Origin of the sequence: Lysinibacillus sp. NPDC086135 (genome assembly GCF_044746345.1) — a bacterium.
Classification (GTDB): domain Bacteria; phylum Bacillota; class Bacilli; order Bacillales_A; family Planococcaceae; genus Lysinibacillus.
Genome location: NZ_JBIVCA010000002.1, coordinates 349,746 through 360,146 on the forward strand (window position 1 = coordinate 349,746; position 10,401 = coordinate 360,146).

Here is a 10,401-nt window from a genome sequence, read left to right on the forward strand (position 1 = left end):
CGCTTTCCTAAGGGCGTCCAGTGGCCCACCGCAATAAAATTATCTCTAACTTTTGATATGAGCCCTTAAATTAAAGCTGAAACGAGGATGAATCATGGAAAACACTATACATAGAGCATTACAACTACGAAGACAAGGAAAACTACAAAAATCGAAAGAAATGTTTTTGACATTATTAACAAATGATCCACTCAATCCTTCCCTCCATTATCAATGTGCACGAAGCTTTGATATTTTGGCTGAAGAAACAAAGGCAATGCCATTTTATGAAAAAGCGATTGAATTAGGCTTAACAGATGACGAACTAGAGGATGCATTCATCAAATTAGGAAGCATTTATCGAACGCACGAACGCTTTTCAGAAGCGAAAAAACTATACCAAGAAGCAATGCGTAAATTTCCTAAAAAAGAACAAATGGAAATATTTTATGCAATGGCATTATATAACTTAGGAGAGCATGCTGAAGCAATGGGTTTCTTAATTAACAACCTTGCTTATACGACAACTAATCAAGATATATTAAAGTACTATCGAACAATTACTTATTTAGGTAATCGATTAGATTCTAGTAGCGATGAAATTATCAATCTAGAGAAAAATCAACCATTGCAAACAGTGCCTTCTACAAAATCTATCGTAGAAAAAATTACAGAGGGTCTTGAAAATTTCGGTATTGGCGGTTTTTATACTAGTAGTGGCTTTGAATATGATGAATATTATCGTTTTTTTAATGATCGAGATTTAGCAACACGGAGATGTGCCCTTGCCGCTTTTACAGTAATGCTCGGTGCATGGCATGCTCTCAGTGGCTTTACTTTTATTCCACAACATGACCGAAAATATTTAGGTGGATATGATCCAAATGAACCATTTCATGAATTGAATAATTACATCGAAGCCTTCGTTGCTCATCATCAACATATAAAACGAGATTTCCCTGTGATGTTTACATATATTATTAAATTTTTTATTTCTATTGAAGAAGAAAGAAAAGTACCGTATGAAAAATGGTTTCCAGAATTAGATGCTCATCTCGTTCAACGATTGAGAGATGAAGTATTACTTCCCAATAAATTACTTTTACAAGCCCCTACTGAATACAAATACTTTTTAAGGGAAGCTGGTATTTCACCATTTTTCGAAGAAGATTTTTTTGAATAACTGTGATAAGCCATGTAGGTAACAACTGGCCAAATACTCGAAAAAGTAGGAAACTCGAATAATACAAGTGAACCACATTTACACATTCACGCCGAAAAGGATGGGAAAGGTGTACCGATAACATTTAATGATGATTTTTAGTGCGAAATAGATTGGTACGATAATATTAACGATAAATAAAAATGGTTAAATTCTCAAAAGAGGGTGGATCACGAATGTCTGAACAAAATCAAACAAACAATAGTTCTGTAATTTCTTTAACGGTTGGAATTCTATCATTGCTAATACCTTTTATTGGTTTAATCTTAGGCATTATAGGAATAATATTTTCAAGTAAAGCTGTAAAAGAAATTAATACAACCAATGCAAGTGGTAGAGGATTAGCAACTGCAGGTTTAATTTGTAGTATAATATGGATAATTTTACAAATACTAGAAATTTTAGGGTATGTAGCTTTTTTCTCAATGACGGTAGTTAAATATTAACAGCTAAATAGAGCGCAATTCGTGCTCTTTTTTATCTGTGCGATTTTCAATACTTTTGTCCCCCTAAAGGGAACTCGTTTGTTTGACCCGAGCAATTTTTTTCTTTTACGTAAGCGTCTCCCCCTTTTCTCACAAAAAAATCCACCTCCATGTTTTTCCAACATGGAGGTGGACTTAGCATTACAAATCATCAAAGCCGTTATCTTCTACATTAACCTTTACATACTGGCGAGAACGCTGCTCGAAGAAATCTGTTTTTCCTAAGTCAACATCCTCATACGCTTTCACCCATTTCAAAGGATTTTTGCGATAGCCTTCAAATGGGCGCTCCACGCCAAGCTGATTGCAGCGTACATTGGCATAGAAATGTACATAATCATGCACATCTTCTACATCTAGACCATCAACTTTATCGCCAATTACTTCATTAGCCCAATCGACTTCTAGTTGAACAGCTTCACGGAAGATCTCTTGTACACGAGCTGCCCTCTCAGGTGTATCGTATTGAGGATATTCCTCTAATAGCTCCTGATAAATCTTCACAAATAAATCCACATGTAGCTGCTCATCGCGGTTAATATAATTGATCATCGTTGACGAGGCCACCATTTTTTGATTGCGTGCTAAATGATAGAAGAACGCGAAGCCAGAATAGAAGAATAACCCTTCTAAAATTACATCATAGACAATCGCTTCTAGCATATTTTCAACAGATGGCTCCTCGGAAAATGCATGGTAGCCTTTAATGACGAAGTCATTGCGTCGCTCTAGTACCGGCTCTGTACGCCAAAAGTCAAACGTACGATCCTGCTCATCTTTGTTCACAATACTTGATAACACATAAGAATAAGAGTGATTATGAATAACCTCTTGTTGCGCTAAAATAATCATTAATGCATTTAAGCTTGAATCTGTTAAATAATCCGCTACTTTCCCTGCAAAATCAGTTTGCACACTGTCTAATAGTGCTAGTAAGCCAATAATTTTTAAAAAGGATTCCTGTTCATCTGCTGATAGCTGTGGAAACTGCTTCACATCATTGCTCATATTAATTTCGAACGGTGTCCAAAAGTTACCGAGCATTTTTTTATACTTAGGATAAGCCCAGCTAAAACGCACATCATCCCAGTTTAAAATGTTAGAAGAGCGCCCGTTGACAATTCCTGTTGAACGGTTCGGTGCATCCTTGTCCATAATTTGTCGTTTTGTAATCGTTGTCATTGTTACTTCCTCCTAGCTCGCGCAAGACTCACATTCTAGCAATTCTACAGACGTTGAGCGCACGTAATAAGTCGTTTTTACACCGCTCGCCCAAGCATTCATATGCAATGCTAGTAAATCTTTCGCCTTAATCGTATTTTGAACATATAAATTAAGTGAAATGCCTTGGTCGATATGACGTGCACGTGCAGCATTTTGCTTGATTGTCCAATTTTGATCGATGAAATAAGCAGATTTATAATACCAAGTCGTTACAGGTGATAAATCTGGTACTGTAACTGGAATTTTATAATCCTTCTTCTCCTCTGAATAACTCTTTTGGAAGATTGGATCAATCGTAGCCGTACTGCCCGCTAAAATGGACGTTGAAGAGTTCGGTGCAACTGCCATTACATAGCCGTTACGCATGCCTTTTTCAGCAACCGCGGCGCGTAAAGCGTTCCATTTATCGCTGTCATAGCCACGTTTGTCAAAATACGCACCCGTATGCCAATCTGAGCCATCAAATAATGGGTAAGCTCCTTTTTCACATGCCAAATCGTTAGAAGCACGAATCGTTAAATACGCAATTTCTTCATATAGCTTGTCCGCAAATTGTACAGCTTCCTCTGACTCCCATTGAATTTCTTTCAGAGCTAATAAATGGTGCCAGCCAAATGTGCCAAGCCCAATACCACGGTAGCGTAGGTTCGTACGCTCTGCTTGTTTTACTGGAATTGTATTTAGCGCAATAACGTTATCTAACATACGTACTTGTACTGGGATTAATCGTTCTAGAACACCGGCCGGTACTGCTCTACCTAAATTAATAGATGATAAGTTACATACAACGAAATCTCCAGGCTTGCGACGTGTTACGATGACATCATCTTCTAGTGTAATAGATTCGAATTCAGTAGCCGACATATTCTGGAAGATTTCTGTACACAGGTTCGAACTGTAAATCATCCCTTCATGCTTATTCGGATTCATACGATTTACTTCATCACGATAGAACATAAACGGCACGCCTGTTTCTAGCTGTGAGCGCATAATACGCTTCATAATATCTATAGCTGGTACGACTTCACGACTTAACAATGGATTCGCGATACATTCCTCATATTTAGTACGGAAAGAACCGTCACCCTTTTTCTCATCGTAGAAATCCTCTAGTGAGTAGCCCATAACCTCTCGTACTTCATGTGGGTCAAATAAGTGCCACTCCCCACGTGCCTCAACAGTTTCCATAAATATATCCGGTAAGCATAGCCCTGTGAAAATATCATGGGCACGCAGACGTTCATCCCCATTGTTTAAGCGTAAATCTAAAAACGTAAAGACGTCTTTATGCCAAACATCTAGATAGACAGCAATAGCTCCTTGTCGTTGCCCAAGCTGATCGACTGAAACCGCCGTATTATTAAGCTGTTTAATCCATGGTAAAACGCCACTTGATGCACCTTTAAAACCTTTAATAGATGAGCCTCGGCTACGAATTTTACCCATATAAACACCAATACCGCCGCCGTATTTCGATAATGTTGCGACATCTGTATTCGTGTCATAAATGCTTTGTAAACTATCATCTACTGTATCGATAAAGCAACTTGATAGCTGTCCATGTGTTTTACCTGCATTCGATAATGTCGGTGTGGCAACAGTCATATATAAATTACTCATTGCCCAATAAGATTCACGGACTTTTTCTAAACGATTTTCTGTTTCATCCTGCATCAGAGTCATCGCAATGACCATCCATCGTTCCTGCGGTAATTCCACTGGTATTTTCGTGTAATCACGGACTACATAGCGGTCCATTAATGTTTTTAAACCAATATACGTAAACAACTCATCTCGACTTGATTCTAGATAAGAAGCGAGTTCCTGAAGCTCCTGCTCACTATATTTTGTTGTTAAACTTTCATGATACAATCCAGCTTCTGTATAGTGTGCTAAATGTTCTGGGAAAACTTTATAAACATCTTTCACTGAAACTCCACGACGCATTGCAAATTGATCATATAGTTTTTCTAAAAAAATTTGAGCTGCGACAAATGTCCAGTATGGCTCCTCCTCATCAATGAGGCTAAGCGTTTGTAAAATCATCGCATCTGCCCATGCTTCAAATGTCGCATTGTCGTTTTTTCGTAGCCATCGATCCGATAATCTTACAAAACTTTCGAGTTCATCCTCTGTGTAGTTTTTCTTGAGCTTAGCAATTTGTTGCTCGATTTGAATTGTCATGTAACATTCTCTCCCTTTCCTTCTCCAGCAACACAAAAAGCGATCACGCAACATTTATCGGTTACGTGATCGCTGTAAAATCGGAAATGGAAATGAAGGACATGCACACAAAGAAGTGAACAAATCTCTCGCCTCCACTTCTCAATCCCCGAAGAATGTGTTGCTGTCTTGAACAACTCGGCAGGTCTCCTGGCTCATGCTTCCTCCAAACGATGGCCTTCCCGTTCTTCACAGTGGCCAATTCATCATTTGTCAGCACTTACAGTTGCGGGGACAGCTTCGGCCTAAGATGACTCTTTTTCCGAATTCCCTTTTAAACCATATTGGTACCGCTCGTCCAAAATACTATATATAGTGTTTTAACTCCTAAACAAATCTAACATATTGTGTTTATTGTTGCAATAGGTGTTTTGCCCCTTGCAAGTTATAAAGTGCTACATTTTCTCGAAACAAGCCCAATTACAATGCAGTTTTACGTAGTTTTTCAAAATTTCTAGGAAATTTTTTTTGTGCTAGCTGCTCTTTTTCTGGCTGAATTCCTAGCAAAACTACTGCACAAGGACCAGCCGATTTCTCGACATCTAACGAACTTTTAACCTGTTGCTCGCCAAAAAGTCGGGTAAATTCGACTTGTAGACCTTTTGATCCAACTGGCCATACTTGCTGTACTATTCCCTCTTTCCACGCCTGAAAAATAGGTTGGAGCTGTGCCACATCTTCAGGCTGTGCAAGGATTTCATTGCCTACAAGCGGTAGTCCATAGGTGTACCAACTAAGCTGTTCATGCTTAGTTGCTGTGCGTTTTTGCTGCTCACCTAGCATCGTTATAGACAAACCTGATTGTAGAGTCGGCATATTGGACTCTGTACTACCGTCTATTTGCGGACAATTAAGACCCGTCTCATCAAAAACCTGCTGAATGCCTGCAACGTAACGAGACCATGCAGCATCCCCTGAAAAATTAGCGAGTATAATATGGCTTGGTAAAGCATTTGCAGCAAGCTGCTCTATAAAAGTAACACGCGCCGTTAAGTATGCCGTTAATTTGTCTGGAGCAGACACAACATCTTGTGGTTTTTCACCAATTGCTGCGGCATTATCAGATGTTGCAATCAACCCACCTATTTTTATTGCATTTCTCAATGTACTCGACCTTCCTTACGCATAAACACTTTAGAGAGAATTGGCATCGCAATGGCAACAATCACTAGATTTATGAGTGTTGCCAATGGAAGACTAGTCAGTGACGCCCAGTAAAATGCAGGACTAATGATAAAGTAAAATGGTAAAGGTGCAACAACACCATTGAAAACAAGTGCCACAGGCCATTTCCAGAAATGCATTCCTTTTTTATGCATTACCCCAAAGACCCATACAACAATAAACATTTCTACTGCGATAATAATATGTAGTGGCCCATATGGAAAGCCAGTAGTTAAGGCTGAGATAAAATGCCCAATGACTCCCGCAACCCCTGCTAATACTGGAGATAAAAATACAACGCTCAACAATGCAGGTGCAGAGTCAAGCGCAGCAGTTGAAATAAATGTTGGTATTTTAATGACTGCACCTACTGCACAAATTGCCGCTACCATGGCAGTGAGCGTCAATTTCATTAATCTTTGTCGATCCATCCCATTTCCTCTTTCCTTTTATATTTGGCTCGTCATGATAACGTAGGTTGATTTCCGTTCCGGTTGGGCGCTTGGTCGCTAACGCTTCACTTTCACGCAGAGCAAAGCTTCCTGGGGGCGTCCGATGAGCCGTTTCGCTTCGCTGCAGGGTCTCATTTGTAACGCTGATCCCCGAGGAGTCGCCCATCCTCCACCCCAATCAACTTATATGCATGACATACGTTTAGCAAAATGTCATCCTTAAATTCCGTTGTTGGATCAATTTATTAGAAATCATTAATATGGCTCATTACCATATCGTGGGGTTGATTTCTGTTCCGGTTGGGCGCTTGGTCGCTGACGCTTCACTTTCGCGCAGAGCAAAGCTTCCTGGAGGCCCAGCCTCACTCCGATCAACTTATTTACAAAGCATACGTCCTGCAAATCTCATCCCCAAATGAAAGGCCTAATAAATTTTTTTAAAACTATATTATTTGATTTGTTCCCCGATACCGTACCAAATGCGTACGACTTGTTCAGCTTCAGCGAATAATACCTGGTACAAACGCCCACATGTATCACGCAACAATCGTGCCTGTTTTTCCATTGGCACAACTCCACGACCCATATCGGTCACTATTATATAGACTGCACAATTTTCTTCAAGAGTCTTTAGTCTTTTCAAAATAGTTTTGACAAGAGGTTCATCATCCTCAAGATCTTGTGTCACGAGCCATTTCTCTATGTTTTTAATAATTAGTACATCACAGGCTGGGCTGACATCAGGTAGATTGCCATCTACTAGCTCAACTTTTTGACCTGCAAGCAATTTCATGACATAGTCGGTTTTTCCACTATAGGCGCCTCCGATAAAGACATGCATCTCGCTCCCTCCTCCCAAGCCTTTCTTGTAAACGTTAAAGAAAACATTTTATCATGCGGTGTTTGATACGACCAAAAAGTTTGCTCAGTCGGTGCAAATTCTACAAGAAGTGCTCGAATAACTCCACCATGGACAACGAGATGATAAACATCTTCACCTTTTGGTATCTCAGTGAACCCTTCAATGACACGCGCACAAAAAGCATCAAGACCTTCCCCCTTTGGCGGCGGTGACTGTACGGGGTCATCTAACCATGCACAATAGCGACTATCTGTTTTCAAGTCCTCATATGTTCGTCCTTCAAATGCACCGAAGTTCGACTCACGAAATCTTTTATCAGACACATATGTTGCATGCGGAAAATAATGGGCAGCTGTTTCCCTACAGCGCAGCAAATCACTACCATACACCTTCGTGACATCTGAATCTACTATAGTCAGCAAAGATGCATCAGCTAATGAAGAATCTGTCCAGCCGATATATCGCTTCTCCAAATTTTCCATCGTTGGGGCATGTCTCATCAAGTAAACAATAACAACGTCACCCACAGTACAACCTCCATTCCTTCAATTGATGCACCGAGTAAATCTCCAGAAACGCCACCAAAGTTGCGCACTGTAAATTGACGGAAGACTAAAAAGGCAATCGTTAATACAGCCATCAACACTAGTGGAACAATTGAGAAGCCTATGACAAACAACAAGCTACTATACGCCACAACTAATGTGATAAGCATAAAGCTAATAAGTATTCCCGGCTTAATATGTGTTTTAAAAAAGGAGGCAAGCCCCTTTTCTTTCGAGCATTTGAGCGACATAAAATAAAAGCTCATGCCTATTCTAGTTAATAACGGAATAAATACAGGCATCCATAGTGCAAATTTATGCTGTACGAATAACTCATGCAGTATCACAAATTTACCAAGCACTAGAAATAGCACAGATAGTACTCCAAATGCGCCAACACGTGGATCATCTAAAATTTCTAGCCGCTTTTCACGATCTCGATACGAAAAATAAGCATCCCCCATATCAATAAAACCATCTAAATGCAAACCACCCGTAAATAAGGCAAATAATCCGACAATCACAAAAGTAAGCAAAACCTCACTGCTTGCCGTCCATTCTGTTAAACTATAGATCACCGCCGCCACTGTAGTACCCATGAGAGCCCCTATCCATGGTAAAAAGGCGAACATCCCGGTAATAGTTGCCTTTGTTAACGGAATTTCTTTATGTACCGGCAAAACTGTAAAAAATTGAAACGCAAGTTGTATGCTATGCCAGAAATTTTTCATCGTCTTGCCTTCCTTCTTTTTATTTTCAAAGCGTCATTTATGATTTCCATTTCTTTACGATACCATAATTTATTTCATACGCCTCATCCGCTATAGAAACGAACCATTGATGTAATCTCCCAAGGGTTTGTCGGTATAATTCTACTTCCTCGCTAGAATATGGAGGCTCATCGAATAATTCGTTTGAGACGATAAAAAACGTCACCTTTTTCTCAAGTAACGTCTCTACCGCCTTTTTTAAAACATCAAGCTTTTGCTCTAAACAGCAAGGTTGTTCCACACAGGGAGTTCCCGTATCAAAACCCTCGTAAAAAGCATTTGTCAGCCATGTCGTAACACAGTCCCATAACACAACATCTCCATCAGTCAGTTTATGCAATGTTTTTGCTATGTCATAAGGTGCTTCTATCGTCAACCATTCAATATTTTGTGCTCGTCTATCTGCTTGATGACGCACTATGCGCTTCTCCATCTCATGGTCCAACGCTACTCCAGAAGCAATATAAATAAGTCGTCGCGCTTGGTTAAACTCTGTTTGATAGTGAGTAACAGCCGCTTTTTCAGCAAAGTGGGATTTACCACTACGTACCCCCCCTGTAATGAAAATTAGTGGCATTCGTTAAGCCTCCTGTTGTAAATGTTGAATGTTCCCGATATCTTTCACGAGCCATTGTTGCTCGACTTTCTCAATAATCGTGACACTTGTACCATTAATAAATGGTTCTGCCCATAGCTGATTGATGCTTCGCCCTAAAATGGCGTTAATGATGCATTTAATCGTTACAGCATGGGACACAATTAAAACATTATTCTCGGGATATTTTTCTGCAATTTTCGATAACGTAAACATGGCTCGTTCTGTTACCGTACCAAAGCTTTCCGTATGGGTTGCGACGAATTGTCCTGGATAATCGGTATATAATTCATAATCAAGGCGATGTATAGTCATAATGTCCTCGACAGTTTTTCCTTGCCAATCGCCTAAAAAAATTTCCCGAAAATTATCCTCATAATAGATTGGAAGCTGTCGATTATCTAGAAGGATATGCATCGTTTCCTTAGCACGGCCACTTGAACTACTATATGCCGCTGCAAAAGAGCACTTTTTCATATAATCTCGAAGTTTTTCTGCATGTAAAATACCATCCTCGGATAATGGCGAATCTAACCATCCCTGTAGTCGATGCTCTTTATTCCACATCGTTTCGCCATGTCTTATTAAATAAAAAGTTGTCAACTTTCTCACCCCTAATTTGCAATCAATTGTGCCCCGGCATAATTGGTGTCGGGAATCGGCTTTGTGCTTGGCCCTGCAGATGTTTTTTGCGCGGCAGCGTAGCGGCAGCAGCAGATGTCTTTTGTGCGGAAGCGTAGCGGCAGCAGCAGATGTCTTTTGTGCGGAAGCGTAGCGGCAGCAGCAGATGTCTTTTGTGCGGAAGCGTAGCGGCAGCAGCAGATGTCTTTTGTGCGGAAGCGTAGCGGCAGCAGCAGATGTCTTTTGTGCGGAAGCGTAG

General features: G+C 40.1%; 12 protein-coding genes and 1 riboswitch. Of the genes, 2 read left to right on the forward strand and 10 right to left on the reverse strand.

Going from position 1 to position 10,401, the window contains the following annotated elements; all coding sequences use genetic code 11:
- Positions 1-94: 94 nt before the first annotated feature.
- Positions 95-1,162 carry a tetratricopeptide repeat protein gene (locus tag ACIPKN_RS04840; protein ID WP_400933941.1) on the forward strand — a complete coding sequence of 356 codons (1,068 nt, stop codon included), beginning with the start codon at positions 95-97 and terminating at the stop codon, positions 1,160-1,162.
- 215 nt (positions 1,163-1,377) lie between these two features.
- Positions 1,378-1,647, forward strand: a complete 270-nt coding sequence (locus tag ACIPKN_RS04845; protein ID WP_400933944.1) for a DUF4190 domain-containing protein — start codon at positions 1,378-1,380, stop codon at positions 1,645-1,647.
- Positions 1,648-1,827: 180 nt separating this feature from the next.
- Here the strand turns inward: ACIPKN_RS04845 and ACIPKN_RS04850 are convergent, their stop codons facing one another.
- From ACIPKN_RS04850 to ACIPKN_RS04895, 10 genes are all read right to left on the reverse strand, one after another.
- Complete coding sequence (locus tag ACIPKN_RS04850; protein WP_400933946.1) at positions 1,828-2,868, reverse strand: ribonucleotide-diphosphate reductase subunit beta; 1,041 nt, start codon at positions 2,866-2,868, stop codon at positions 1,828-1,830.
- Positions 2,869-2,880: 12 nt separating this feature from the next.
- A complete protein-coding gene (locus ACIPKN_RS04855) occupies positions 2,881-5,094 on the reverse strand; it encodes a ribonucleoside-diphosphate reductase subunit alpha (RefSeq protein WP_400933949.1) in 2,214 nt (737 codons plus the stop codon).
- Positions 5,095-5,255: 161 nt separating this feature from the next.
- Positions 5,256-5,443: riboswitch (cobalamin riboswitch) on the reverse strand.
- A 110-nt stretch (positions 5,444-5,553) separates the two neighbouring features.
- Positions 5,554-6,237, reverse strand: coding sequence for a hypothetical protein (locus tag ACIPKN_RS04860; protein WP_400933952.1), 684 nt, complete (start codon positions 6,235-6,237; stop codon positions 5,554-5,556).
- Positions 6,234-6,728, reverse strand: coding sequence for an ECF transporter S component (locus tag ACIPKN_RS04865; protein ID WP_400933953.1), 495 nt, complete (start codon positions 6,726-6,728; stop codon positions 6,234-6,236). Before ACIPKN_RS04865 ends, ACIPKN_RS04860 begins: the two co-directional genes overlap by 4 nt.
- A 469-nt stretch (positions 6,729-7,197) precedes the next feature.
- Positions 7,198-7,590: a bifunctional adenosylcobinamide kinase/adenosylcobinamide-phosphate guanylyltransferase gene (locus tag ACIPKN_RS04870; RefSeq protein WP_400933956.1), complete on the reverse strand. Its 393-nt coding sequence runs from the start codon at positions 7,588-7,590 to the stop codon at positions 7,198-7,200.
- The gene (locus ACIPKN_RS04875) at positions 7,539-8,138 is read right to left on the reverse strand and encodes a histidine phosphatase family protein (protein ID WP_400933959.1); all 600 of its coding nucleotides are present in this window, start codon (positions 8,136-8,138) and stop codon (positions 7,539-7,541) included. Before ACIPKN_RS04875 ends, ACIPKN_RS04870 begins: the two co-directional genes overlap by 52 nt.
- Positions 8,111-8,887, reverse strand: a complete 777-nt coding sequence (gene cobS, locus ACIPKN_RS04880) for an adenosylcobinamide-GDP ribazoletransferase (RefSeq protein WP_400933960.1) — start codon at positions 8,885-8,887, stop codon at positions 8,111-8,113. The genes ACIPKN_RS04875 and cobS overlap by 28 nt, the downstream gene beginning before the upstream one ends.
- 37 nt (positions 8,888-8,924) lie before the next feature.
- A complete protein-coding gene (locus tag ACIPKN_RS04885) occupies positions 8,925-9,503 on the reverse strand; it encodes a bifunctional adenosylcobinamide kinase/adenosylcobinamide-phosphate guanylyltransferase (RefSeq protein WP_400933963.1) in 579 nt (192 codons plus the stop codon).
- A gap of 3 nt (positions 9,504-9,506) precedes the next feature.
- Positions 9,507-10,124, reverse strand: a complete 618-nt coding sequence (locus ACIPKN_RS04890; protein ID WP_400933965.1) for a histidine phosphatase family protein — start codon at positions 10,122-10,124, stop codon at positions 9,507-9,509.
- Positions 10,125-10,135: 11 nt separating this feature from the next.
- Positions 10,136-10,401, reverse strand: a 266-nt coding sequence (locus ACIPKN_RS04895; RefSeq protein WP_400933967.1) for a hypothetical protein, incomplete at its 5' end; no start/stop codon positions are given.

What these genes read in the sequence shown, in the direction of transcription:
- ACIPKN_RS04885 (WP_400933963.1), bottom strand. Translation starts at nt 9,503, where the DNA reads ATGCCACTAATTTTCATTACAGGGGGGGTACGTAGTGGTAAATCCCAC.
- ACIPKN_RS04870 (WP_400933956.1), bottom strand. Translation starts at nt 7,590, where the DNA reads ATGCATGTCTTTATCGGAGGCGCCTATAGTGGAAAAACCGACTATGTC.
- ACIPKN_RS04855 (WP_400933949.1), bottom strand. Translation starts at nt 5,094, where the DNA reads ATGACAATTCAAATCGAGCAACAAATTGCTAAGCTCAAGAAAAACTAC.
- ACIPKN_RS04850 (WP_400933946.1), bottom strand. Translation starts at nt 2,868, where the DNA reads ATGACAACGATTACAAAACGACAAATTATGGACAAGGATGCACCGAAC.
- ACIPKN_RS04845 (WP_400933944.1), top strand. Translation starts at nt 1,378, where the DNA reads ATGTCTGAACAAAATCAAACAAACAATAGTTCTGTAATTTCTTTAACG.
- ACIPKN_RS04865 (WP_400933953.1), bottom strand. Translation starts at nt 6,728, where the DNA reads ATGGATCGACAAAGATTAATGAAATTGACGCTCACTGCCATGGTAGCG.
- cobS (WP_400933960.1), bottom strand. Translation starts at nt 8,887, where the DNA reads ATGAAAAATTTCTGGCATAGCATACAACTTGCGTTTCAATTTTTTACA.
- ACIPKN_RS04840 (WP_400933941.1), top strand. Translation starts at nt 95, where the DNA reads ATGGAAAACACTATACATAGAGCATTACAACTACGAAGACAAGGAAAA.